This window comes from Novosphingobium sp. Chol11 (genome assembly GCF_945870625.1).
Classification (GTDB): Bacteria; Pseudomonadota; Alphaproteobacteria; order Sphingomonadales; family Sphingomonadaceae; genus Novosphingobium.
Genome location: NZ_CAMBTS010000039.1, coordinates 1 through 24,113, shown reverse-complemented (window position 1 = coordinate 24,113; position 24,113 = coordinate 1). Strand labels below are relative to the sequence as shown.

At 63.5% G+C, this 24,113-nt stretch carries 26 protein-coding genes, 1 tRNA gene and 1 pseudogene; 18 read left to right on the top strand and 10 right to left on the bottom strand.

What is annotated here, in order from left to right:
* Both Q0O40_RS08570 and Q0O40_RS08565 read right to left on the bottom strand, forming a co-directional pair.
* Nucleotides 1–1,242 (bottom strand): acyl-CoA dehydrogenase (locus Q0O40_RS08570; protein WP_295528669.1); only part of this gene is annotated, 1,242 nt, incomplete at its 3' end.
* Nucleotides 1,242–2,585: a phosphotransferase gene (locus tag Q0O40_RS08565; protein WP_295528667.1), complete on the bottom strand. Its 1,344-nt coding sequence runs from the start codon at nucleotides 2,583–2,585 to the stop codon at nucleotides 1,242–1,244. The genes Q0O40_RS08565 and Q0O40_RS08570, both read right to left, overlap by 1 nt.
* Before the next feature lie 280 nt (nucleotides 2,586–2,865).
* Here Q0O40_RS08565 and Q0O40_RS08560 point away from each other — a divergent pair, with 280 nt between their 5' ends.
* Nucleotides 2,866–3,822 carry a serine hydrolase gene (locus Q0O40_RS08560; RefSeq protein ID WP_295528665.1) on the top strand — a complete coding sequence of 319 codons (957 nt, stop codon included), beginning with the start codon at nucleotides 2,866–2,868 and terminating at the stop codon, nucleotides 3,820–3,822.
* 209 nt (nucleotides 3,823–4,031) lie between these two features.
* Here the strand turns inward: Q0O40_RS08560 and Q0O40_RS08555 are convergent, their stop codons facing one another.
* On the bottom strand, nucleotides 4,032–4,241 hold the full coding sequence (locus tag Q0O40_RS08555) for a hypothetical protein (protein WP_295528663.1): 210 nt from the start codon (nucleotides 4,239–4,241) through the stop codon (nucleotides 4,032–4,034).
* Between the two features lie 291 nt (nucleotides 4,242–4,532).
* Between Q0O40_RS08555 and polA the strand changes: the two genes are divergently transcribed.
* Entirely contained in the window at nucleotides 4,533–7,370 is a 2,838-nt protein-coding gene (gene polA, locus Q0O40_RS08550; RefSeq protein WP_295528661.1) for a DNA polymerase I, read from the top strand.
* 48 nt (nucleotides 7,371–7,418) lie between these two features.
* On the opposite strand, the gene Q0O40_RS08545 is transcribed toward polA, so the two are convergent.
* Entirely contained in the window at nucleotides 7,419–8,135 is a 717-nt protein-coding gene (locus tag Q0O40_RS08545; RefSeq protein ID WP_295528659.1) for a hypothetical protein, read from the bottom strand.
* 124 nt (nucleotides 8,136–8,259) lie between these two features.
* Here Q0O40_RS08545 and Q0O40_RS08540 point away from each other — a divergent pair, with 124 nt between their 5' ends.
* Nucleotides 8,260–9,768 carry a YifB family Mg chelatase-like AAA ATPase gene (locus Q0O40_RS08540; protein WP_295528657.1) on the top strand — a complete coding sequence of 503 codons (1,509 nt, stop codon included), beginning with the start codon at nucleotides 8,260–8,262 and terminating at the stop codon, nucleotides 9,766–9,768.
* A gap of 10 nt (nucleotides 9,769–9,778) precedes the next feature.
* Here the strand turns inward: Q0O40_RS08540 and Q0O40_RS08535 are convergent, their stop codons facing one another.
* Nucleotides 9,779–11,302, bottom strand: coding sequence for a fumarate hydratase (locus Q0O40_RS08535; RefSeq protein WP_295528655.1), 1,524 nt, complete (start codon nucleotides 11,300–11,302; stop codon nucleotides 9,779–9,781).
* A 221-nt stretch (nucleotides 11,303–11,523) separates the two neighbouring features.
* Between Q0O40_RS08535 and Q0O40_RS08530 the strand changes: the two genes are divergently transcribed.
* From Q0O40_RS08530 to Q0O40_RS08510, 5 genes are read left to right on the top strand one after another with little or no spacing between them, the layout of a single operon-like run.
* Nucleotides 11,524–12,132: a protein-L-isoaspartate O-methyltransferase gene (locus Q0O40_RS08530; RefSeq protein WP_295528653.1), complete on the top strand. Its 609-nt coding sequence runs from the start codon at nucleotides 11,524–11,526 to the stop codon at nucleotides 12,130–12,132.
* A gap of 56 nt (nucleotides 12,133–12,188) precedes the next feature.
* Nucleotides 12,189–13,595, top strand: coding sequence for a TolC family outer membrane protein (locus tag Q0O40_RS08525; protein WP_295528651.1), 1,407 nt, complete (start codon nucleotides 12,189–12,191; stop codon nucleotides 13,593–13,595).
* 47 nt (nucleotides 13,596–13,642) lie between these two features.
* Nucleotides 13,643–14,107 (top strand): DUF2497 domain-containing protein, encoded by a 465-nt coding sequence (locus Q0O40_RS08520; RefSeq protein ID WP_295528649.1) that lies wholly within the window; start codon nucleotides 13,643–13,645, stop codon nucleotides 14,105–14,107.
* A 53-nt stretch (nucleotides 14,108–14,160) separates the two neighbouring features.
* Nucleotides 14,161–14,589 (top strand): thioesterase family protein, encoded by a 429-nt coding sequence (locus Q0O40_RS08515; RefSeq protein ID WP_295528647.1) that lies wholly within the window; start codon nucleotides 14,161–14,163, stop codon nucleotides 14,587–14,589.
* A complete protein-coding gene (locus tag Q0O40_RS08510) occupies nucleotides 14,574–14,966 on the top strand; it encodes a (2Fe-2S) ferredoxin domain-containing protein (RefSeq protein ID WP_295528645.1) in 393 nt (130 codons plus the stop codon). The genes Q0O40_RS08515 and Q0O40_RS08510 overlap by 16 nt, the downstream gene beginning before the upstream one ends.
* 32 nt (nucleotides 14,967–14,998) lie before the next feature.
* On the opposite strand, the gene Q0O40_RS08505 is transcribed toward Q0O40_RS08510, so the two are convergent.
* Nucleotides 14,999–15,310 carry a hypothetical protein gene (locus Q0O40_RS08505; RefSeq protein ID WP_295528643.1) on the bottom strand — a complete coding sequence of 104 codons (312 nt, stop codon included), beginning with the start codon at nucleotides 15,308–15,310 and terminating at the stop codon, nucleotides 14,999–15,001.
* 119 nt (nucleotides 15,311–15,429) lie between these two features.
* Between Q0O40_RS08505 and Q0O40_RS08500 the strand changes: the two genes are divergently transcribed.
* The 6 genes from Q0O40_RS08500 to Q0O40_RS08475 all read left to right on the top strand — a co-directional run bounded on the left by Q0O40_RS08500 (nucleotide 15,430) and on the right by Q0O40_RS08475 (nucleotide 18,520).
* Nucleotides 15,430–15,861 carry a CBS domain-containing protein gene (locus Q0O40_RS08500; RefSeq protein WP_295528641.1) on the top strand — a complete coding sequence of 144 codons (432 nt, stop codon included), beginning with the start codon at nucleotides 15,430–15,432 and terminating at the stop codon, nucleotides 15,859–15,861.
* 36 nt (nucleotides 15,862–15,897) lie between these two features.
* Complete coding sequence (erpA, locus tag Q0O40_RS08495) at nucleotides 15,898–16,242, top strand: iron-sulfur cluster insertion protein ErpA (RefSeq protein ID WP_295528639.1); 345 nt, start codon at nucleotides 15,898–15,900, stop codon at nucleotides 16,240–16,242.
* Nucleotides 16,239–17,024, top strand: coding sequence for an exodeoxyribonuclease III (gene xth, locus Q0O40_RS08490; protein WP_295528637.1), 786 nt, complete (start codon nucleotides 16,239–16,241; stop codon nucleotides 17,022–17,024). Before erpA ends, xth begins: the two co-directional genes overlap by 4 nt.
* 138 nt (nucleotides 17,025–17,162) lie before the next feature.
* On the top strand, nucleotides 17,163–17,306 hold the full coding sequence (locus Q0O40_RS08485; RefSeq protein ID WP_295528635.1) for a hypothetical protein: 144 nt from the start codon (nucleotides 17,163–17,165) through the stop codon (nucleotides 17,304–17,306).
* An 11-nt stretch (nucleotides 17,307–17,317) separates the two neighbouring features.
* Nucleotides 17,318–17,980: a peptide-methionine (S)-S-oxide reductase MsrA gene (msrA, locus tag Q0O40_RS08480; RefSeq protein WP_295528633.1), complete on the top strand. Its 663-nt coding sequence runs from the start codon at nucleotides 17,318–17,320 to the stop codon at nucleotides 17,978–17,980.
* 78 nt (nucleotides 17,981–18,058) lie between these two features.
* Entirely contained in the window at nucleotides 18,059–18,520 is a 462-nt protein-coding gene (locus tag Q0O40_RS08475; RefSeq protein ID WP_295528631.1) for a Fur family transcriptional regulator, read from the top strand.
* On the opposite strand, the gene Q0O40_RS08470 is transcribed toward Q0O40_RS08475, so the two are convergent.
* From Q0O40_RS08470 to Q0O40_RS08460, 3 genes are all read right to left on the bottom strand, one after another.
* Nucleotides 18,517–19,050: a GNAT family N-acetyltransferase gene (locus tag Q0O40_RS08470; RefSeq protein WP_295528629.1), complete on the bottom strand. Its 534-nt coding sequence runs from the start codon at nucleotides 19,048–19,050 to the stop codon at nucleotides 18,517–18,519. The two genes, Q0O40_RS08475 and Q0O40_RS08470, sit on opposite strands and share 4 nt — an antisense overlap.
* Nucleotides 19,051–19,111: 61 nt before the next feature.
* The gene (locus tag Q0O40_RS08465; RefSeq protein WP_295528627.1) at nucleotides 19,112–19,798 is read right to left on the bottom strand and encodes an NnrU family protein; all 687 of its coding nucleotides are present in this window, start codon (nucleotides 19,796–19,798) and stop codon (nucleotides 19,112–19,114) included.
* A 113-nt stretch (nucleotides 19,799–19,911) separates the two neighbouring features.
* Nucleotides 19,912–21,723 (bottom strand): peptide MFS transporter, encoded by a 1,812-nt coding sequence (locus Q0O40_RS08460; RefSeq protein ID WP_295528625.1) that lies wholly within the window; start codon nucleotides 21,721–21,723, stop codon nucleotides 19,912–19,914.
* Nucleotides 21,724–21,982: 259 nt separating this feature from the next.
* Between Q0O40_RS08460 and Q0O40_RS08455 the strand changes: the two genes are divergently transcribed.
* The 4 genes from Q0O40_RS08455 (at nucleotide 21,983) to Q0O40_RS08440 (ending at nucleotide 23,838) form a co-directional block, all read left to right on the top strand.
* Nucleotides 21,983–22,333, top strand: coding sequence for a GntR family transcriptional regulator (locus Q0O40_RS08455; protein ID WP_295528623.1), 351 nt, complete (start codon nucleotides 21,983–21,985; stop codon nucleotides 22,331–22,333).
* Between the two features lie 159 nt (nucleotides 22,334–22,492).
* Nucleotides 22,493–22,774, top strand: a complete 282-nt coding sequence (locus tag Q0O40_RS08450; RefSeq protein ID WP_295528621.1) for an integration host factor subunit beta — start codon at nucleotides 22,493–22,495, stop codon at nucleotides 22,772–22,774.
* Nucleotides 22,775–22,894: 120 nt separating this feature from the next.
* Nucleotides 22,895–22,979, top strand: a tRNA-Leu gene (locus Q0O40_RS08445).
* A 178-nt stretch (nucleotides 22,980–23,157) separates the two neighbouring features.
* Nucleotides 23,158–23,838 (top strand): PilZ domain-containing protein, encoded by a 681-nt coding sequence (locus Q0O40_RS08440; protein ID WP_295528673.1) that lies wholly within the window; start codon nucleotides 23,158–23,160, stop codon nucleotides 23,836–23,838.
* A 99-nt stretch (nucleotides 23,839–23,937) separates the two neighbouring features.
* On the opposite strand, the pseudogene Q0O40_RS08435 reads toward Q0O40_RS08440, so the two are convergent.
* Nucleotides 23,938–24,113: pseudogene (locus Q0O40_RS08435) on the bottom strand (IS630 family transposase); the annotation flags it as partial.

The window sequence follows — 24,113 nt, the reverse complement described above, 5'->3', positions numbered from 1 at the left end:
CATCTGGATTTCTTCGGCGCCTTCGGTGATGCGGTAGCGGCGGTGGTGGCGGTAGATGTGTTCGAAGGGTTTGTGGCGGGAATAGCCGATGCCGCCGTGGACCTGCATCGCGCGGTCTGCCGCTTCGCAGACGAGGCGGTTTGCCCAGTAGTTGCACATGCTGACCTTGTCAGAGAGCAGGCGCTCGATCTGGCGGTGGCCGCCTTCTTGCTGCTCCAGCCGGTCCATGTCCCACGCGGTCTTGAAGATCATCAGCCGCAGCATTTCGCACTGGGTGGCCAGCTCCACCAGCGGGAACTGGATCGCCTGATTGCGCGCCAGCTCTTCGCCGAAGGGCTTGCGTGCCCGCGCGTACTTCACCGATTCCTCGATGCAATAAGTCGCCGCGCCCAGCGACGAGGCGGCCTGGCGGATGCGGTTTTGATGCACGAAGCTTTGCGCAATGGAAAGGCCGCCGCCCTCTGGCCCGAGCATCGCCGATTCGGGCACCCACACGTTGGTGAACGAGAGCCGGGGGTGGTCGGTCGGCATATTGAACGTCCACATGTATTCCTCGATCACGAGGCCGGGGCTGGGATTGGGCACGAGCAGGCAGGTGATGCCGCGCGCGTCTCCCGGTTCGCCCGCCGTGCGCGCGAATGTGGCGCAGTGGGTGGCGACATGCATGCCGGTGATCCACATTTTCTCGCCATCGATGCGCCAGCCGGGCACGCCGTCCCGCGTTTCGCGGACCGCGCGGGTTTCCATGTGCGTGGCGTCCGATCCGTGGTGCGGCTCGGTGAGGCCGAAGGCGACCTTGCGCGTGCGTTCGAACCCGCCGAAAATGAACTCCTGCTGCTGCGCGGGCGTGCCGAAATGTTCGAACATGGCCACGAACGGGAAATTGCCGACGATCGAGTGCTCGTTTTGCAGATCGTTGTGCAAGCCAAGGCCTTTGCGCGCGAAATGATCGCGGATCACCGCCATCCACAAGTTGGAGCCATCCTTGCCGCCATAAGTTTTGGGCGCGGAGAAGCGCCAGTGCCCGGCGGCATCGGCGCGGCGGGTCGCCTCGACCAGCAATTCCTCCCACTCGTGGCGGGGCAACCCACCGCCTTCGAAATCGGTGCGCGCCCATTCGCGGCGATGATCGAAGAAGCGGATGTTGTCGTCGGCCAATTCCAGCGGGCGGATTTCGGCCTCGATAAAGGCATCGAGCGCGGCGAGATAGGCCACCAGATCGGCGGGAAGATCAAAATCCATCAGGCATTCTCCCAAAGCGCGCGGGCGATGGCCAGCGCAGGATATTTCGGCATGTCGGCAGTGACGGCATCCAGCGCGCGGCGGCGCAATCTGGCGAGCAGGCCGGGTTCGGCCAATGTCGTCGTCCCGGCAAGGATCGCATCGGCGAGCGCACGGTCGCTGGCAGGCGGGCGCGCGGCCAGTTCGCGGCGCACGATCCCTAGCGCATTTTGCGCGACGGCCAGTTCGAAGCGTTCGCGCCCATCCAGCTTGGGTTTGACCGCCGCCGCGAGCCATTCGGAGACGGCAGTGAGGATTTCGGCAGCGCTGGGTTCGCCTTGCGGGGCGGGCAGCAGCGGCGCGGCGGGCGGCAGCGGGCGGGATCGCTCGCTCTCCGGCGCTTCGGCTTCGAGCAGCAGCAGCAGATCAAGCTCCTGCTCCCCGGTGCGCCGCGCGACCACGACGCGTTCGAGCGAGCGGTCGGTGCCGCCGCGCCAGGCCTGACCCATGGCGAGGCAGCCGAGCGCCCACCACACCGTGCGGTAAATCAGCCAGAACCGGAACCGCGCCGGATCGAAACGCTCGCCGCCCGCCGCTTCATAGGCATCGGCGAAAGTGGCGATATCGGTGAGCCCAAGCGCAGGATTCTGAGGCTGGCTGAACCGCCACACGGTCATGCAGCCATAGGCAAGGTCTTCGTGCCCATCGCCGAGATGGCCCAGTTCCCAATCGAGCACCGCTGTCAGATGCCCGGCCTCGACCATGACATTGCCCACGCGCAGATCGCCGTGCACGACACGCACCGGGGCTGGCGGCGGCAGATGCGCGCGCAGCCATGCCAGGCCCAGCGCGATCAGCGGGCGATCGCCGCCCGCCTCGGCAAATTGGGCGGCAAGCCCGGCTACCCCTTCGGCAGGATCAAGCCGGGGGAGGAAAGCGGCCTCGGCCGGATCGAGCGCATGAATGCGCGCCATCGCCTGCGCAATCTCGCCCGCAAGCGCGGGCGTCGAGGCGAGGACCGCAGCGGGATCGGCGCTGCCCGGCACTTTGCGCATGATGAAGCCGATGCCCAGCGCGTCTTCCGGTGCCAGCTCGATGATGACTTCGGGCGCGGGCACGCCGCCGGCGCGGGCAGCGCGGATGAGCGCCGCTTCCTGCGCCATCGAGAGCGGGCGCGCGCTGATCCATGCGGCGGACGGCGCGCGGCGCAGGACAAACTCTTCATCCCCGCAAGAAAACCGCCAGCTTTCGAGATTGGCACCGCCCGAAAGCCGCAGCAGCGCGCCAACCGGGCCGGCCATCCCGGCGCGGCGCATTACGCGGGCGAGCGCTTCACCGCGCGGGCTGGGCAGGTCTGCCGCCATGCGATCCTCTCTCCCCGCTGGTGGGCGGCCCTTTTACGGGCTCACGCAACTATCCTTAATCGGCTGATTAAAGTCCAGTCGTCAATCGGAATGATGATGGGCAATGGCCCAGCCCAAGCGCGGCGAGGCAAGGCGGTGACAAGTCTGTGGGCAAAATGAGGATAGGCGATCCGGCAGAACGAGACGGACGCGGGACCGGCGGTGAAACCAAGCTTGCGCTGCTATCACAATGGGTTAATCTGGTAACAGTGGGTAAAGTAATCCGAGGTAGACCACTCCCATGGCGGGTCCTGTTCATAAGTTTCTGATCGCGGCGCTGCTGTTGCTGGTTCACGCAGGGGCCGCAACGTCTGGTGCGCATGCGGCCGAGCAGGATCAGCGCGACCTCATGCTGCAAGCACAAGTTGCCAGCATTGCCTCGCAGGCACGCGGGCGCGTGGGCGTGGCGGCGGTCGATCTGGATGGCGGCGGCGCGGTCTATGTGAACGGCGACATGCCCTTTCCGATGGCCAGCACTGCCAAGATCGCGATTGCCGCGACGTATCTCGATGACGTTGAGCAAGGCAACCTGCGGCTCGATCAGCAGTTTGCGGTGATGGTCCCGGTGTCGCAGCCGGCCGGCGAACGCGGCGCGGTCGCGGCGGTGCGCCCCGGCGAAGTGTTGCTTGCGCAAGACCTGATCGAGCGCAGCATCACGCGCAGCGACAACGAAGCGACCGATGGCCTCATCGCGGCGGTCGGCGGCATTGGCCGGGTCAACGCCTGGCTTTCGCGAATCGGCATTACCGGCCAGCGGCTGGATCACACGATGGCCACGCTGGTGCGTGACGATGGCCGGATCGACCCGGCCAAGACGATCGACGTCCGCACCAGCAGCACGCCGCGCGCGATGGTTTCGCTGCTCCATGCCATCGATCGCGGCGGCGCGCTGACCCCGCAAAGCCGCGCCGCGCTGCTCGACACGATGACCCGCACCAGCACGGGCAGGAACCGCATCCGGGCGGGCCTGCCCGAGGACGCGATCCTTGCGCACAAGACCGGAACTTTGGCCGATGTGACCGATGATGTGGGCATCGTACGCCTGCCCGATGGGCGGCATCTGGCATTGGCGATTTTTGTAACGGGTCCGGGCGGGCATAGCGCGCATGCCGCGATCATCGCCCAGATCGCACGGACCCTCTACAACGGCTATAGCCAGCCACTGATCGGCGCCAATCAGGAATTCGTTCGCCGGTAGCGCGCGATCGCGCGGGCATTGCCCATGCGCGAACCCTTCTGGACGCCCGGCACTGCTTCGGCGTGTTGCCGAGCCTTTCTTTCTTGCCCAAGGTCTTTTGCAGGCCACGTCGTTTTTTGCGGGCCCCAACGTTTCTTGAAGGCAAAGAAAAGGGGCAAGACCGAAACCGGCCAAGCCCCTGATCTATAACCTGCTCTGACGAGCGGGAATTATATCTTCGGAGCGGCTTCCGAAGCGTCAGCAGCCATGCCCGAAGCATCAGCAGCCATGCCCGAAGCATCGGCAGCCATTTCAGACGATTCCATAGCGGCTTCCGTCGATTCCATTGCGGCTTCCGTAGGAGTTTCAGCCGGCTTTTCCGAGCAGCCGACAAGAGCAAAGGCAGTGCCGGCGACGGCGGCGAGGAGGAGCTTGCGCATGCGTTACAATCCCTGGATTGAAGTGGACCACGACGGGCACACGACCCGACGCAAAGCCTACTCTTGCGGTAGACTTCGCGGTCCAATTAATCAGCAATTCATCAGCTTGCAAGCATTAGACGCATAAATTGTACAAGTCTGCGCAAATCGCGCGGAACGGGAAGCCTCTTTGCGCTTGTTTGGCGCGTGCTAGGGGCGGTAGATCCCGGCCCGGGAGCCACAAATCGGGTTTGGCTGCGGCGCAAGCGTAGCGCTTTCGCATCCGCCGCACACCCGCTAACACCCCAAGTCATGGACACAAAAACAGCCGCGCCCCGCCATCTCTATCTGGTTGACGGGTCTGCCTATATCTTTCGCGCCTATCACCGGCTGCCGCCGCTGACCAATCCGAGCGGCGTGCCGGTCGGGGCGGTCTATGGCTATACCGCGATGCTCTGGAAACTTGCCGAGGATCTGCACAAGGCCGATAGGCCGACGCATCTCGCGGTGATCCTCGACAAGGGCTCGATCACTTTTCGCAACGCGATGTACGATCAGTACAAGGCCAATCGCCCGCCCGCGCCCGAAGATCTGGTCCCCCAGTTTCCGCTGATTCGCGACGCGACGCGCGCCTTCAGCCTTGCCTGCATCGAAGAAGAAGGTCTGGAGGCCGACGACCTGATCGCTTCTTATGCGCGCGCCGCGACGCGGCAAGGCTGGGACGTGACGATCGTCTCGTCCGACAAGGATCTGATGCAACTGGTGGGCCTAGACCCGGTGGGCGGTGGCACCTGCGACATGCTCGACACGATGAAGAACCAGCGCATTGCGGTTCCCGAAGTGATCGAGAAGTTCGGCGTGCCGCCTGCGCTGGTGGGCGATGTTCTCGCGCTGATGGGCGATGCGGTGGACAATGTGCCGGGCATTCGCGGGATCGGCCCCAAGACCGCGACCAAGCTGATCCAGGATCATCACGATCTTGAAGGCGCGCTCGCCGCCGCGCCGGAGATGAAGCCGGGCAAACTGCGCGACAGCCTGATCGAGCAGGCCGAGATGGCGCGCCTTTCACGCCGATTGGTGCAGCTCAAGGAGGATTGTGCTCTGCCCATACCGCTCGAGCAGTTCGAGCTGACCTCGATCCCGCCAGCGCCCCTGGCAGCCTTCCTCACCGAACATGGCTTCACCAGCCTGCTGCGCAAACTGGGCGCCGGCCCCGCCGCACCCGCGCCATCGGAAGGATCGGCCCCGATTGACGCGGACAGCACGCGCCAATCCGCGCCGGAATGGCCGAAAATCGACCTTTCTACGTACCAATGCGTAGACACCTTAAGTCAACTTGAGGTATGGATCGCGCGCGCCTTTGCCGCCCGGCTGGTTGCGGTCGATACCGAAACGAGCGCGCTCGATGCCATGGCGGCGGAGCTGGTCGGGCTGAGCCTGGCCATCGGCCCGAATGACGCCTGCTATATCCCGCTGGGCCATGGCGGCGGGGACATGTTTGCGCAGGCCCCGCTGCAAATCCCCCGGCATGAGGCGCTGGCCGCGCTCAAACCGCTGCTGGAAAGTGACGCGGTGCTCAAGATCGGCCAGAACATCAAATATGACATCACCGTGCTGGCGCGTGCGGGCCGTGCGGTCGGCGGCATCGCTGTATCCCCGATCGACGATACGATGGTGATGAGCTTTTGCCTCGACGCCGGGAAGGGCGAGTTTGCGCCCGCCGGGCATGGCATGGACGAGCTGGCAGAACGGCATCTGGGCCATGGCACGATGAAGTTCAAAGACCTCGTCGGCACCGGCAAGAAGGCGATCTCGTTTGCCGAGGTGCCTCTGCCCGATGCCACGCGCTACGCCGCCGAGGATGCCGACGTGACCTGGCGGCTGCACCGCCTGCTCAGCCCCCGGCTGGCAGACGAAGGCGGCATGCGGATCTACCAACGGGTCGAGCGGCCGCTGGTGCCGGTGATCGCGATGATGGAGCAAAACGGAATTCGCGTTGACCGCGAGCAACTGGCGCGGCTTTCGGGCGAATTTGCGCAATCGATCGCGGGGCTCGAGACCACGATATTTGAAAAAGTGGGGCAAAGCTTCACGATTGGCAGCCCCAAGCAACTGGGCGAGATCCTGTTCGACAAGCTGGGCTACAAAGGCGGCAAGAAGGGCAAGACCGGGCAATACTCGACCGACCAGTCGGTGCTCGAAGGGCTGGCGGCGCAAGGCGCCGAGGTTGCCTCGCTGGTGCTCGAATGGCGGCAACTGTCGAAGCTCAAGTCGACTTATACCGATGCGCTGCAAGCCGCGATCAACCCGCAGACCGGACGCGTGCACACCAGCTACAGCCTGGTCGGCGCGCAAACCGGGCGGCTATCGTCAAATGACCCCAATCTGCAGAACATCCCGATCCGCACCGAGATCGGCCGCCAGATCCGCGAAGCCTTCGTGGCAGAGCCAGGCAATGTCCTGCTGGCGGCGGATTACAGCCAGATCGAATTGCGGCTGGCGGCGCATATGGCCGATGTCCCGGCACTGAAAGAAGCATTCGCGGCCAGCGAGGACATTCACGCGCGCACCGCGATGGAAATGTTCGGGACGGTGGACCGCGACACGCGCGGCCGCGCCAAGACGATCAACTTCGCCATTCTTTATGGCATCAGCCGGTGGGGCCTGGCCGGGCGGCTGGGGGTGAGCGCGGATGAGGCGCAAGCGATGATCGACCGCTATTTCGAGCGCTTTCCCGGCATCCAGCGCTATATCCACGAAACCTTGGAGCAAGTGCGCCAGCGCGGTTATTCCGAAACACTGTTTGGCCGCAAAACGTGGTTTCCGCGCATCAACGCGAAGAATCAGGCCGAGCGGCAAGGCAGCGAACGCGCCGCCATCAACGCGCCGATCCAGGGCACCTGCGCCGACATCATCAAGCGCGCGATGGCGCGGATGATGCCCGCGCTGGAGGAAGCGGGGCTGGGCGATGTGAAGATGCTGCTGCAGGTCCACGACGAGCTGGTGTTCGAACTGCCCGAGCGCGACGTCGCCGCAGCGAAGCCGGTGATCGAGCAGGTGATGGCGATGGCGGCGCAGCCGGCTGTCACGCTTACCGTGCCGCTGGGCGTGGAGATCGGCACCGGGCGATCATGGGGTGCGGCGCACTGAAGCCAGTTCAGCCAGGCCAGTTAAAGGGGGCCAGTTAAAGGGGGCCAGTTAAAGCGGGCTCTGATCGAGCGCAGCGTAAGGCGCAATATCGCCGGTGTGCAGCACCAGCACCTGATCGTGGGCGACCGAATTGGTCAGGGCATAAAATGCGGCAGCTTGTCGGGGACTGAGCCCCATCTCGCGATAGTAGCGGGTATAGGCGGCGTTGACCGGATCAGTCGCAGCGAAGTCTCCCGGCTCACGGCCATCATCGTCGCGCCAGCTGTGCACCGCAAATTCGGCATCGGGCGCGGCATGACGGGCAGCTCCGGCCAGAAACAGCTCGACCGCGCCCGAACGCACCGAGCCGCCGGGCGGGATTGCGGTGGCCAGCCCATGCGCGCGGATCATCCGGCCAAGCGCGAGATTGGCGGTATCATCGACCGTTCCGGGGCAATCGACCATTTCCAGCACGCGGATGCCCGGAAAGGCGCGCAGCATCCTTTGGAAGGCAGCGGGCGAGGCGGTGTCTGTTTCGTCCACGAGCGCGGCACGCCCGCTATCGAGCACCGCAAACGGGCCAAAGCGCGCGATTCCCTTCGTTCTGGAAGCGGCGGACGGCGCGGCAACAAGCCGCTCGCTCCCCGCCGTGGTCCATTCGGTGGTGGTGGTTTCGGTCCATGTGGTGCCGTTCGCATCGACCCACGTGCGCGTCGTCACCTGCTGCGCAGCGGCGGGCACCGCGCACATCAGCATCAGGAACAGGGCGACGATTATTCTCAGCATGGCGCGATTATCTGCGCGCGCGCCTTGCGGCTTTGCCAAGAAACGCCGTTAAGATCGGTTCACCGCATGTTTCCATCCGGCGCGAAAACGCTCTAGCGTGGTGGCTTACTGAGGAGAATACCGCATGGTCGCGCTGGTTTCGACGGTCGCCTATCTCGGGCTGGAGGCGCGCAGCGTGGAGGTGCAGTGTCAGGTTGCCCCCGGATTGCCGAGCTTTCGCGTGGTCGGCTTGCCCGACAAGGCGGTGGGTGAAAGCCGCGAGCGGGTCCATTCCGCGCTCGCCGCGCTGGGCCTTTCGCTCCCGCCCAAGCGGATCACGGTGAACCTTTCCCCCGCCGATCTGCCCAAGGAAGGCTCGCATTACGATCTCCCCATCGCACTGGCGCTGCTCGCCGCGATGGGCGTGGTCGATCTGGAAACCATCGGCGATTATGTGGCGGTGGGCGAACTGGCGCTCGATGGCCGGGTGATTTCCAGCCCTGGCGTGCTCTTGGCCGCGCTCCATGCCTCGTCGATCGAGAAAAGTCTGATCTGCCCGGCGGGGCAGGGTTCAGAGGCGCGCTGGGCGAGCGGGATCGAGGTGATCGCCGCGCCCGATCTGATCTCGCTGCTCAATCACCTCAAAGGCACGCAGCGCCTTGCCCCGCCCGAGCCGGGCGAGGTTGCGCCGCCGCGCCGCATGGCCGATCTCAAACAGGTCAAAGGGCAGGAAACCGCCAAGCGCGCGCTCGAGATCGCAGCAGCGGGTGGGCACAATCTGCTGATGAGCGGGCCGCCCGGCGCGGGCAAATCGCTCCTCGCCTCGTGCCTGCCGGGTATTCTGCCCGAGCTGACTCCGGCCGAGGCGCTCGAAGTCTCAATGGTTGCCTCGGTTTCGGGCACATTGGAAGATGGCCGCATCAGCCGCGCCCGCCCGTTTCGCAGCCCGCACCACTCCGCCTCGATGGCGGCGCTAACCGGCGGGGGTCTGCGCGTGCGGCCCGGCGAGGTTAGCCTGGCGCATCTGGGCGTGCTGTTTCTGGATGAGCTGCCCGAGTTTCAGCGGGCGGTGCTCGATTCGCTGCGCCAGCCGCTGGAGACCGGCGAAGTGACCGTGGCGCGCGCCAATGCCCATGTCACTTTCCCTGCGCGGGTTCAGCTGATCGCGGCGATGAACCCTTGCCGCTGCGGGCATCTGGGCGATCCGGCGCTGGGCTGCAGCCGCGCGCCCAAGTGCGCAGGCGAATATCAGGCCAAGATATCCGGCCCGATGCTCGACCGCATCGATCTGCATGTCGAGGTCAGCGCGGTGTCTGCCGCCGACCTGTCGTTGCCCCCGCCGGCGGAAGGATCAGAGCAAGTGGCAGCGCGGGTCGCCGCCGCGCGCCGGGTGCAGAACACGCGCCTCGAAGGAACCGGCAAGCGCAGCAATGCCGAGCTGGACGGCGACTTGCTGGAAACCCACGCGACGCCCGACGAGCCGGGCCGCAAGCTGCTGGCGCAAGCCGCAGAGGCCATGCGCATTTCTGCGCGCGGCTATACCCGCATGCTGCGCGTGGCCCGCACGATCGCCGATCTGGCGGGCGCGGAGCAGATCGGGCGGGTGCACATCGCCGAAGCGCTTAGCTACCGGCGGCTGGCCCCGCGCGCCTGAACCGCATCGATCAGGCGGTAAGCAGGCCCTCGTCAGCGATTTTTTTCTGCCAGACGAGCGGCGCCAGCTGGTGGACATTGTGGCCCGCCGAATCGACAGCGACCGTCACCGGCATGTCCTCCACGGTGAATTCGTAGATCGCTTCCATCCCCAGATCGGCAAAGCCGACGACTTTGGATTCCTTGATCGCGCGCGAGACGAGATAGGCTGCGCCGCCCACCGCCATCAGATAGGCCGACTTGTGCTCCGCGATGGATTGCGTGGCCGCGACGCCGCGTTCGGCCTTGCCGACACAGGCGAGCAGGCCAAGCCCGAGCATCATGTCCATAAATTTGTCCATCCGTGTCGCAGTGGTGGGGCCAGCCGGGCCGACCACTTCATCGCGCACCGGATCGACCGGGCCGACATAATAGATCACGCGGCCCCGGAAATCGACCGGCAGCTCCTCGCCCTTGGCCAGCATGTCCTGAATGCGCTTGTGCGCCGCATCGCGCCCGGTCAACATCTTGCCATTCAGCAGCAACCGGTCGCCCTGCTGCCAGCTTTGCACGTCTGCAGGGGTCAGCGTATCGAGATCGACGCGCTTGGCCGCCTTGTCCGGGGTCCATTGGACATTGGGCCATTCATCGAGCTTGGGCGCTTCGAGGAAGCTTGGCCCCGAGCCATCGAGCACGAAATGGGCATGGCGGGTGGCGGCGCAATTGGGGATCATCGCCACCGGCTTGCCCGCCGCGTGGCACGGCGCATCGAGGATTTTCACATCGAGGATGGTGGAAAGCCCGCCCAGCCCCTGCGCGCCGATGCCCAGCGCGTTGACCTTGTCGAAGATATCGATCCGCAACTGCTCGATATCGGTTTCGGCCCCGCGCTTCTTCAACTGCGCCATGTCGATCGGCTCCATCAGCGATTGCTTGGCCAGCAGCATGCAATGCTCCGCTGTGCCGCCGATGCCGATGCCCAGCATCCCCGGCGGGCACCAGCCTGCGCCCATCTGCGGCAGCATTTCGAGCACCCAGTCGAGGATCGAATCGCTGGGGTTCATCATCTTGAACTTGGACTTGTTTTCGCTGCCGCCGCCCTTGGCCGCGACATCGATCGACACAGTGTCGCCGCGCACCATCTCGACATGGAGCACGCACGGGGTGTTGTCGCGCGTGTTGCGGCGGGTGAAAGCGGGATCGGCCAGGATCGATCCGCGCAGCTTGTTGTCAGGATTGAGATAGGCGCGGCGCACGCCTTCATCGACCACCATCTGCAGCGAATGCTCGCTTTCAAGACGGCAGTTCTGGCCCCATTTCACGAACACATTGACGATGCCGGTATCCTGGCAGATTGGCCGGTGGCCCTCGGCGCACATCCGGCTGTTAGTGAGGATTTGCGCGATGGCGTCTTTCGCCGCCGGGCTTTGCTCTGCCTCATAGGCGACGCCCAGTGCGCGGATATAATCCATCGGGTGAAAATAGCTGATGAACTGGAGCGCATCGGCCACGCTCTCGATCAGATCCGCCTCGCGGATTGTTACCATCTCGCCCATGATCGCCGCTCCTTGATTCCCGCATCCGCCAGATTGCGCGGATGGTGCCTTGGCTCTGCCCCTTACGCCTTGGCCGATGGCATGCAAAGCGCTTGGCGCGATGGGGCCGTTATTCTAGAGGCGCGTCTTGACGATAACCTCAGTGGCACAATGCAAACAGATTGCACTGGTGTGTTATAGATGCAATACAGCTACCACACAACGGAACGGATCGGATCACCGTGACTGACAGACATGCGCCCGACATCGCGACCACAGAAGCTCCTATGGACACAGCGCGGCGGGCCATGGTCGATAGCCAGCTGCGCGTCAGCGGGGTCACAGATCCCGATGTTGTCGCCGCGTTCCTCGCCGTAGCGCGCGAAGACTTTGTTCCCGCTGCGCGTCGCAGTGTCGCTTATGCCGATCGCGCGGTGCCGCTCGACAATGGCACGATGCTGGCTCCCGCGCTGGCTTATGGCCAGATGTTGATGGCTGCCGCCATCGCGAAAACCGAGCGCGTGCTGGTGATCGGCAGCCCCGGCGCGTACCTCGCGGCGCTCGCAGGCGCGCTGGGCGCGCATGTTACACGGTGCGATCCGCAGGACGATCTTGGCGCGGGCGGACCGTATACGCTCGTGCTGATAGATGGCGCGATCGAGGAAGTGCCCGCAAACCTGCCAGCGGCGCTTGCCGATCATGGCCGCCTGGTCACCGGATGGATCGAGCGCGGCGTCGCCCGGCTGGCCACAGGGCGCAAGGTTGCAGGCCAGATTGCCCTGACGAGTGTCGGCGAAGCTGACTTTGCGCTGCACCCGGCCTTCGCCGCCCGCCGGCAATGGAGCTTTTGATCCTGATGCGACGTTGCTTTTTGGGGTTTCTCGCCTTGGGAACCGGGCTTGCCGGCATGATCACGCCGGCCCTGGCCGACGACCTGCGCGGCGCGCTCATAGCCGCCTATACCAGCAACCCGGATCTGGAAGCCGCGCGCGCCAACCAGCGCGCCACCGATGAAGGCGTGCCGATCGCACGCGCTTCGGCGCTGCCGAGCCTTTCTGGAACGGCGCGGCATACCGAGAACCTCGAGAATGGCCCCAACGCCTTTTTCGCCCCCGCGCGCAGCTTCTCAGGCCAGCTTTCGCTTGATGTGCCGATCTATTCGGGCGGCGCGGTCAAGAATTCGATCCGCGCCGCCAAAGTGCGGGTAGAGGCCGGGCAGGCCGGGCTGCGCGGCACCGAATCGGGCGTGTTCAGCCAGGTGGTGGCCGCCTATATGGACGTGATCACAGCCTCGGCCTCGGTCGGGCTCAATCGCGGCAATGTTCAGGTGCTCGAGGTCAACCTCAAGGCGACCAGCGACCGCTTTGAAATCGGCGATGTGACGCGCACCGATGTCGCCCAGTCGAACTCGCGGCTGGCGCTGGCGCGCGCCGCGCTGCGCAATGCCGAAGCTGCGCTGGTCGCGGCCCGCGAAACATATGTACAAGTGGTGGGCAAACCGCCGGTCGATCTGCTCCCGCCGCCGCCACTGGCCGGTCTTCCTGCCAACGCCGAAGAGGCGGTGCAAACGGCGCTGGAAAGCAATCCTGATCTGATCGCGGCGCAGCAGCGGGCCAAGGCGGCAGGTTTTGACACCAAGGCCTCCGGTTCCGGGCGTTTGCCGAGAGTTTCGCTATTCACCACGGGCAACTACGACAATTATTATAACTCGCTCGGCGGCGGATCGTTGGGCGGCAATTTTGCTCAATCGCAAAGCACCGCGCAGACCGGCATCAGCGCCACCATCCCGCTGTTTCAGGGCGGCCTTCCGGCGACGCAGCGCCGCCAGGCGCAAGCAGCCGAGAGCGCCGCGCTGGACCAGGTCATTTCGGCGGAACGACAGGTCATCGCCTCGGTGCGCTCGGCCTATACGCAATGGCGCGCGGCGAATGACGCGATTGCGCTTAATCAAACCGCAGTCGATGCGGCGGCGCTCAGCCTTGAGGGTGTGCGCGCAGAGAACACGGTCGGCAATCGCACCATTCTCAATATCCTCGATGCAGAGCAGGAGCTGCTGCAAGCGCAGAGCGGCCTGATCAATGCCCGGCGCACGTCCTATGTGACCGCGTTCAATCTGCTGGCGGCGATGGGCAAGGCGCAGGCGCGCGATCTCGGCTTTGACAACGCACTGCTTTATGATCCGCAGATCAATTATGAGCGGGTGCGCGGCAAGATCTGGGATTGGTCATTCGGTGACGTGCAGCCGTCAAAGGCCACGCGCACCGTTGACACACCGGCGCAAGATGCGGCAGTTGCCAGTCCATCGGTTCCGTAAACGGGGTGTGGCGGGACCTGCGGTCTGATTCGGGGAAACAAGCAGCCATGCGCCAGAACAGTGAGCCCTCGGTCGAGGAAATCCTTGAGTCGATCAAGAAGGTGATCGCGCGCGACACCCGCACGGATGCCGCCGAGCGCCCCCGCAGAGAGCTTGACACCGCGCCGCGGCGCGGGGCTGGCGTGCTCGATCTGACCGAGGTTGCCGCCCAGATTCTGGCCAATGATCGTGGGCCGCTCGGCGATGAAGACGATGTTGATACCCAGGACGAGCCCGCATTGGTGGCCGCAGCGAAGGCCGGTTCGATGCGCGACTCGCTGGCGACGCTAGCGATGATGGCGCAGCCGGGCGCCGCGCCGCAGATCGTGCGCTCTGGTGAAACCTCGCTCGAAGGCTTGGTGCGCGATATGCTGCGGCCGATGCTGGCCGAATGGCTGGATGTAAACCTTCCCCCCATGGTCGACAAAATGGTCTCGGCCGAAATCGCGCGGATTGTTGGGAAGCGCGGCTGACGGCCCCCGATACGCCGCGAAATGTGATGCTGAACAGCGGGGAAGGCCGGTAAATGGCGAAGCCCGAAGCCACGCTACTTGATCCCTCGCGCTTTGCATTTGTGCATGACATCACCACGCGCTTTGCCGATCTCGATCCCAACGGCCATATCAACAATGTCGCGATGGCCGCCGTGTTCGAAGACGGGCGGGTGCGGTTCATTCAAGGCGCGGGTTTCCGGGAAGCTTTAGGCGCGCTGCGCTTCATGGTGGTCAGCGTGGGGATCGATTATTTGGCGCAGGCGCACTTTCCCGGCCCGCTGACCTGCCATACCGCTGCACTTTCCGTGGGAACATCAAGCTGGACGATACAGCAGTTGGTGCTGCAATCCGGCGCTCCGGTGGCGACCGCGCGAACCACGGTCGTGTGCACCGACGGACTGCGCCCCGTGGCGCTCCCCGATCCACTTCGCACGCTCCTCGAACCATGGCTGATGAAATGAGCGACCCTGCGCAAGCAACGATAGCAGAAGCAGAAAGCGTGCTGAATCTGCTGGGCGGATTTCATACTCAGCGGCACATCATGTTGTGCGTCGATCCTGACAAAGACAAGTGCTGCCCGCGCGCGGTGGGGCAGGAGGCGTGGCTCTTTCTGAAGCGCCGCCTTGGCGAGCTCAAGCTGGGCGGGGCGCAAGGCGTGCTGCGCACCAAGGCGGGTTGCCTCAGGGTGTGCCTCGCCGGGCCGGTTGCGGTCGTCTATCCCGAGGGTGTCTGGTATCATTCGTGCACCGCGCCGGTGCTGGAGCGGATTTTGCAGGAACATATCATCGGCGGGGTGCCGGTGGAGGATTACCGGCTCAAGCCGCCTGCGACTGCTTGAGATATCGCCCCGAAGCTTCAATCGCCCCCGATCTAATCCCCCCAAATATCGCCATCAAACGGATCATCGATCGATTCGTCGTGTCCGGTGCCGCTTGAAAGAAAGACCAGCCCCATCAAGCTGGCCATCAGCATCATGGTGAAGCCGATGCCCAGCATCGTCGCAATGTAGAAATGGATCGAGACAAAGCCGACCGTCTGATAAAGATACACAGCCGAGGCAGCCATGACCAAGGCCGTGGCAAGGCCCATCCAGCGCATCAGCCAGAAATAGCGGGCCCATGCAAAATCAGCGTTTTGCGGCTCATCGAGCGGCGAACGGCGGGGCTGAGGGGTTCTGACCATCGCTCGCGCCATGCCTGCGCTTCGCAGCAGAGGCAATCGCTTTCGAAAAACGGCACTTAGTGTCATGCTGTCCCACCCCGGGGCCGGAAGACTGGTCATAACGGGGAAAGGAGGATGTCATGACGATTGCGACAATGATCGCAGGCCGTACGGGCGATGTATGGCGGTGCCGCGCAGACGACCGGGTAAAAGATGCCGCCGACCTTCTGGCGACGCAGCGGATCGGCGCGCTGCCGGTCGAGGATAACAGCGCAGAGGTCGCCGGCATCTTTTCGGAACGCGATGTGCTCTATGCCCTGAAAACGCATGGTGCCGCCGCGCTCGATATGAAAGTGCGCGAAGTGATGACTGCGCCCGTGATTTCGGTCTCGCTGGCCGATTCGGTGCTTGACGCGCTGGGCCTGATGACACGGCGGCGGATTCGCCATTTGCCTGTGCTCGACGGGGGCCGGATGGTCGGCTTCATCTCGATCGGCGACCTGGTCAAATACCGGATCGACCGGATCGAGGCTGAGGCCGCCGCGATGCACGATTATATCCGATCATCATGACTTGAGCGCGGCCCGCGCTCGGCCTATCAACACAGGATGACCGAAATAACAGCAACACCACCGGTGATCCTTGCCCCCAGCGCGGCGGCGCGCGTTGCCGCGATCGCGGCGAAACAGGCCAAGCCAGCGGTCCTGCGGCTGTCGGTCGAGGGCGGCGGCTGTTCCGGCTTTCAATACAAGTTCGAGCTGGATGAAGCCCCGCAGGCCGACGATAGCGTGGCCGAGACCGATGGCGTCAGGCTGCTGGTCGATCCGGTCAGCCTCGATCTGCTGGCGGGAGCGACGGTGGAGTATATCGAGTCGCTTGGCGGCGCGGCGTTTCGCGTGACCAATCCGCAAGCTGCCTCGGGATGCGGTTGCGGTTCGAGCTTTGCGGTGTGACGCTCAGGGTCGCGTCGTTCAATATCAACGGGATCAAGGCCCGGCTGCCGCGCCTGCTCGAATGGTTGGAAGAGACTCGGCCCGCCGTGGCCTGTCTGCAGGAAATCAAGACGCAGGACGAAGGGTTTCCCGCCGCAGACTTCGAAAAGATCGGCTACCACGCGATCTGGCACGGGCAGAAGGGTTTCAACGGGGTGGCCATTCTGGCCGACGGCGAGGCACCGATCGAAGTGCAGCGCGGACTGGCCGGCGAGCCCGAGGACGAACATGCCCGCTATCTGGAGGCGGACGTGTTTGGCCTGCGCGTCGCCTGCATCTATCTTCCCAACGGCAATCCGCAGCCGGGCCCCAAATTCGATTACAAACTGCGCTGGATGGAGCGCCTGCGCGCGCGCATGAGCGAGCTGTGGGCGCTGGAACTGCCCGCACTGGTAATCGGCGATTACAACGTCATCCCTGAAGACAAGGACGTGTGGGACGTGCGCGCGATGGCCGACGACGCGCTGATGCAGCCTGCATCGCGCGATGCTTATTGCCGCTTGCTGGGCGATGGCTGGATCGATGCGCTCGACCTGCATCATCCGCGCGGCGGGCTGTGGACCTTCTGGGATTATCAGGCGGGCGCATGGCAGCGCGATCATGGTTTTCGTATCGACCATGCGCTGCTTTCGCCGGAACTGGCCGACCGGCTGCTCAGCGCTGGCGTTGATAAGGCCCATCGCGGCCGCGAGAAGGCCAGCGACCATGCACCGATCTGGGTCACATTGCGCGCCGCCGCCTGACCCGTCCGCCAGCAGCAAGCCCTTTGAGGGCAGGTTTTTTGGGAATGCGGTAACTATTGAACCGGAAGCGGCGAACCCTAGATGGAGGCCTCTGCCGCGCGCAACACACGGCCACGACCAAACCGGAAAAACGCCAAGATGAAGCTTCTCTCTAACGATCTGTTCCGCTCGCTCGCGCTCGGGTTCCTGCTGGGAACCATCGGCATAGTGGCCGCTTCGGCTACTGGCCCGGCAGAAGCGGGCGCTGTTGCTCAGATCCATGCAAACACGGAAACCAAATAATGCGCCGACTGATGACCATCGCGTTGAGCGCGGGCCTGCTTGCCGCCGGTTGCACGCAATCCGCGCAGGCGGAAAGCGTGGTTGCCGCCCCCGAAGCCGCCGTCAAAGCCAACGAGACCCCCGGCCTGAAGACCGCGGTGCTGGCAGGCGGCTGCTTCTGGGGCATCGAAGCGGTGTTCAGCCATGTCAAAGGCGTGACCAGCGTCGTTTCAGGCTATGCCGGGGGCAGCCGTGCCGATGCAGACTACGCAGCTGTCAGCAACGGCACGACCGGCCACGCCGGATCAGTGCGCATCACTTATGATCCCGAAGTCGTGCGCTTCGACCAGCTGCTGCAGGTGTTCTTCGGGGTGGGCACGGACCCGACCCAGCTCAACCGGCAATATCCGGATAGCGGCACGCAATATCGCAACGCCGTGGTGCCGCAGAGCCGCGAGCAGGCGCGGGTGACCGCCGGTTATCTGGCGCAGCTCAAATCGCTCAACCTGTGGAAACGGCCGATCGTCACGAAGGTCGAGCCTAGTCGCGGCTTCTTCCCGGCAGAGAAGTATCATCAGGACTTTGCGATGCACAATCCCGAGCATCCCTACATCGTGAGGTGGGATGCGCCCAAGGTCGCAGCGCTCAAGCGCACCTTCCCCAATTTGTGGAAAGACAAGTTCACCGCTGGCTGATGGGCGGCGGCTGATGGTTCCTAGGGCGGCGGCAATCGTGAAATTGCACTTTGCGCCGCCCGGTCCTATTGTCGGCGAATGAGCGGGCTTCACCATCATCACAACTTTGCGGGCGAAAGTCTGGTCGGTGCCGCACGCGATGTGCTGGTGGCGGCGGGCGAGCAATGGACGGACATGCGATCCGACGTGTTCGAAGCGCTGGCCGAGCTGGACAAACCGGCCTCAGCCTATGACATTGCCGAAAGCTTGGGCGCGCGGCGCGGCAAGCGGGTCGCAGCCAATAGCATCTACCGCATCCTCGATTTGTTTGTGCGCACCAATCTGGCGCGCCGGATCGAAAGCGCCAACGCCTATATCGCGAACAGCCACCCCGGCTGCCGCCACGATTGCATTTTCCTGATCTGCGACTTGTGCGGACAGACAGGGCATCTCGACGACGACCGCCTGACCGGCGCGCTGCGCGAGGCGGCACGACACGCTGGCTTTGCCGATGTGCGCCCGGTGGTGGAAATCCGCGGCCGCTGCCAGAATTGTGACTAGAGCGGCTTGCCCATCCGCTTGAGCGGCACCGGCGCGCCGCCCCGAGCATCGACAATCTCTTCGATCAGCGCATAACCTGCGCGCAGATAAAGCGGTTCGCCCGAGAGTGTTGCCATAAGCTCGCACGCGGAAAAGCCTGCGGCGCGCGCGGCGGCCTCGCAATGCGCCAGCAGCGCAGCACCCACGCCGCGCCTGGCAAACGCGGGCGCGGTATACATCGCGCGGATGCGGGCCGGTTCATGCGCCGGATCGAGCAGCCGCGGTTCGCGCAGGCCCGCGCTATGATCGCCGCCATAGAGCGTGGCGCGCTTGCTCCAGCCGCCGCATCCGGCGATCGTACCATCGATCAGCGCCATGAAATAGGTGCCGTCTTCGATCAACTGGCGATCAAGCCCCATCACCGCGCGGCTTGCTTCGATCTGCGCGGGATCAAGAAATCCCGCCTGCAACGCGCCGATGGCGGCATCCATCACCGCGCTGAGTCCCGGAAGGTCGTCGAAAGTGGCAACGCGCAGTATGAAATCGGTCATCACCGCGCTTTGGATGCGCGGGCGGGTGATTTCAATGCCATTGTTGGGGATGGTTTACCGGTCAGGGAAGAACCAGCCAACGCCACGGCCCCGCCGGAACTTGGGCCATGGGGATATGCAGCCATGTGATCAGCAGCCAGACGGGCAGCGCCCATAGCCACGCCTGCCCCAGCCCGCCCAATTGGGATAGATCGGGCCAGAACGAGGTCCGCTTCATCCACATGCGCCAATCCTGACCAAGCAGCGCGCGCTTTTTTGCGTCCTGAAAATGCGACCCCAGCAGCGCGAGCAGAATGATCCCGCTCGACAGGATGACCGAGCGCGGACTTGGCGCGATGATAATGTGCGTAACTGCCCAGAGGGCAAAAGAGAACATCATGGGATGGCGCGTCACACGAAACACGCCTGTGGGGATGACGGTGGAAAGGCCGGAGACCTTGGCCCCAGGCAGCGCCGGATTGCCAATGACCGAAGCCAGGAACAAGGCAACAACGCCATAGGTCAGAACCGTTGCCAGTACCCACGGGATCAGCGCCTGGCCATCCCATAGCATCGGCGCCGGCTCGATCCGCCCGAACACCGTCACGGCCCAGCCAAACGTGGCAAAGGCGACCAGCGAATAGATGACCTGAAAGCCGCTTGCGCCGAACCGCTTCACCAGACCAGCGCGAAGCTGATGTGCGAGAAGAAAATGCGTTCCGACAAACGCACCCATGCTGATCACCAGCCAGACGATCTCCGCGCCCATATCCGTATTCTCCCGATCCCGCCGCTTTTGCGCTGGGTTTTTGTTGTGTCGCGGATCGCCGGGTTGAAATGCCCCCGGCGAGGACGCTTATGCGGATAACACGCGAACCGCGCTTATGTTACCCCATGCATGATCCGTTTCAGCGGCCAAGACAATGCCAGTAGCAGGATGCCGATCACGACCGCAATCAAGCCGATGTTCCAGAATACGCCAGCATAGGTATCAAGGCTGAGCTTGAGATTGGTCACCTGCCCTCCCACTGTGGCGACGCTGGCCACTTGGGCAATGATCCCGGCAACATACTGTGCAACCGAGATCGACAGAAACCACACTCCCATCATCATTCCCACGATCCGCGCCATCGAAAGCTTGGTGATCATGCTGAGGCCAACGGGCGATATGCACAGTTCGGCCGTCGAATGGATCAGATAGAGCCCGGCCAGCCACCAGATCGACACTTTGAAATCGGCCCCAGCATTCTGCGTTCCCCAAACGAGGAACAGGAACCCCAAACCGACCCCGACCAGCGCGGAGCCAAACTTGACAGGAATCGTGGGCTCAAGGCCGCGCGCGGCAAGGCTGGTCCACAGGATCGACATCACCGGGGCCAGCGTGACGATAAACAACGCATTGAAGAACTGTGTTTGCCCGGCCGAAATCGAAAACAGCCCGAACACCGAAAGATCGGTATTGCGATCGGCAAACAGGGTGAGCGAGGAACCGGCCTGTTCAAACAAGGTCCAGAACACTGTGTTGAAGACGATCAGCACCATCGCGGCGACCATCATCTGAAATTCGGCGCGGCTGCCGGTCCGCCACGCATACAGCAGAATGACCGGCACCCCGAGCACGAATGTGCCGAACAGCAGGCGGCCCATCAAGGGCAGCGCCAGAACATACCCCATGATCCCGGAACCCGGAACCACGCTTTGCGCGCTCATCAGGTTCTGGAACAGAAAGATGACCACGGGCACCGCCAGCAACGCGCCCAGATATATCGGCACAGCGCGATCTTGCACCAGATCGGCCGGCGGCTCGCCATACCCCGCCAGACGGCCGCCATCGAACTGGATCAGGCTCCATGACAAGAGCATGCCCATCGCCGCAAGACCGAACCCGGCCCACCAGCCAACCGCATCGGCCAACAGCGGGCAAAGCAGCTGCGAGAGCAGAGCGCCCAGATTGATCCCCATGTAGAATATGGTGAAACCGGCATCCTTGCGCTGATCCCCCGGCGAATAGAGCGCGCCCACCATGGTCGAGATGTTGGGCTTGAAAAAGCCGTTTCCGATTACGACCAGTGTGAGGCCGAGCAGCAAGAGCCCGACAAACAGCGGCGACCGCTCGCCGCTGGCTTCGAATCCGCCCTTGGGGACCGTGCGCGCGACCTGCCCACCGGGCGCAATCAGCGCAACCGAGCCATCGTCATTCCCCTGAATCAGCAATTTCTGCGCGCCGCTGATCACGAAACGCTGCTCTTTGCCGCCGCTCGTCGGGCCATCAGCCACATTCTCGACCGCAACAGTATAACGTTGCCCGTCGATCAACGCATAAGGCTTGGCGGTCTCACCGCCAAAGCACAGGATGAAATAGCCGGTGGCCATCACCAGCGCGCCGAACTTCACCGAACGCTTGGAACCGAGATAACGATCAGCCAGAAGCCCGCCGACCAGCGGGGTCAAATAGACCAATGCGGTGAACCCGCCATAAAGCCCGGCGGTCGTGCTATCGCTGAACAGAAAATGCTTGGCGAGATAGAGCGTGAGCAGCGCCCGCATGCCATAGAAGCCGAACCGTTCCCACATTTCGGTCGTGAACAGCCGGGCCAGTTGCCGCGGGTGGCCAAACCAGCTTGCGTCCCCGGCCTTAGCCCCCGGGCCACTTGCAGCTGAATCGGCGCTCCCTTGAGCGATCCCGTTTGTCATCGGCGCAATCTGCTCCCTGGAAGAGGTAATGCCACTATGGCTGAATGCTGGACCGCACCGCGCGCCAATCTCCATCCACTAACGCCAATTGCGGGGATGGGAAGGGCCAACCTGAACAGCTGGACCTTAGCGCCGGAGCGGCAATCCCGAATCGGCACGCTCCAGCGCCGGATCTGATGCCAAGAATCATGCCGAACCTGATGTCAGCCACAATACTGAAAGTTGCGTCATGCGCTGTATTATGACACCATAGCACCTGATGGTTATGCAATCGCGCCCGGTCTATCTCAAGCTCCGCGATCAGATCGCGGCGGCGATTATCGACGGCACGTATGCCGAGGGGCAATTGCTGCCCTCGGTGCGCGCATTTGCCGCCGCTGAGGGCGCCAATCCGCTGACCGTGGCCAAGGCTTATCAGCAGTTTCGCGACGAAGGGCTCGTCCAGATTCAACGCGGCGTGGGCATGGTGCTGGTCCCAGGCGCCGCAGAAACTTTGCTGAACCGCGAGCGCGATGCCTTCCTGCGGAATGAATGGCCCCAGATTGCAGAGCGATTGCGGCAACTTAGGATCGATCATGGGGGGCTTCGCATAAATTTGGAGCAAGCTTGAGCAGATTTACACGGGGTTACATGCTGGTGGGTTGTAGTAATTTCATAACTCTGGCACCACGAGTTGTGTTCAAGCGCATGTGCGGCCAGAATGCGCAAGCAAACAGCGGCCTTACTAGCGTTCCGTAAGCGCCGCGCGGAGTAAGGGAATGTCGCCCGGATGATAAGATCCGAACTATTACAAGCACTTGCCAAAAATTGCCCCGGCATGCGCAGCGAAGAGATTGAACGCGTTGTCGACGTTTTCTTTGATGAAATCGCCCGGCGGCTTGCCGACGGCGGACGCGTAGAGCTTCGCGGCTTCGGCGCTTTTTCCACGCGGGAGCGCAATGCCCGCAAAGGGCGTAATCCCCGCACCGGCGAGACCGTGGAAGTTGCCGAGAAGCGCGTGCCCTACTTCAAACCGGGCAAGGAAATGCGCCAGCGGCTGAACTCTGAGTGAAGCTGCGCTCGGGGTGAAGCTGAAAGACGGACGAAGTCTGGCTTTACCTTCATTTGCGGCCAAGCCTGCAATGTGCCAACGTCAGCCGCGTTGGCGCCTTGCATCAGCGCCGTCGCCCGCGCGGACGTGGCGGAATGGTAGACGCAGGGGACTTAAAATCCCTTGAGCTTAGCTCGTGCGGGTTCGAGTCCCGCCGTCCGCACCACGCTCGGCAAGCCTGCTTTGCCGGCCCAGCGATGCGCTGTTGCGTTTTGGTTCCATAACATTGCGCGATCTTGCCGAGCCTGGGTAACGGGCTGGCAAGAATTGCGCAGGTAACAGCCCGAAGGCGGGACGGTTCGTGCGCACAGGGCAGCACGGCGTTCGTCAGTAGGGGACTGGGCTTGGCCCAAAGGGACGAACTGTCTGGCGCATACCAGCCAGCGGAGCGCAGCGAGACGACGGGTGCACACCTTCGCACCGCACAGCGCTATGCGTTGCTGATCCGCGCGGCCAAGCTGGTGACGGGCGATCAGGAGTTTCCCTGCATCATCCGCGATGCTTCATCCACCGGCGTGAAAGCGCGTCTGTTTTCGCCGCTTCCAGCACAATCGGACCTTGCGATCGAGCTGGCCAATGGTGATCGGTATCCGGCAGAGTTGGTCTGGACATCAGACGATCACGTCGGCCTTCGATTTGTGGACCAAATCGCGATCGAGCGATTGCTGGAGGAAACCCACACGCCATTTCGCAAGCGGCCGCTGCGGCTGAAACTCGCGCTCGGAGCGGTCCTCCACTCGGCCGGCGAGGCGGTGGGAGCCGGATTTCGTAACATCTCGCAACAAGGCGCCAGCATCGAATGCGAAAAATGGCTGCTGGTCGACGAACTCGTCAGGCTGGAAACCGGCCTGACGCCGCCGATCTATGCAAAAGTGCGGTGGCGCAACCATCCGTTCTATGGGCTGGTCTTCGAGCAAACGTTCAAGCTGGACGAACTCGCGCGGGTTTCGGGATCGGCGCAGAGCGCACATGAGGCGCAAACCCGCTCGGAATTGCCTGCAGAAACTTCGCTGAATTCGCGCTGACGAAGCCTCGCGTTAACTTTCTCTTAGCCCTTTTCGTTCACTTCTTCGCTCAAGAAGACCGCTTTGACAGGGGCACGTGATGGTTAGAGCGTTTTCCGATCATTCTGGATCATAGCCACACGAACTGAAGTAGTTGGCGCATTCGTCCGGCTTGAAGATGTCAACGAGTCTGCCGATGAGGTCCCACAGGCCGGAGACGGTTCGTTCGCCTGCTTTGCGCAGCATGGCCTTGAGCCGCGAGAACGCCTTTTCGATGGGATTGAAGTCGGGGCTGT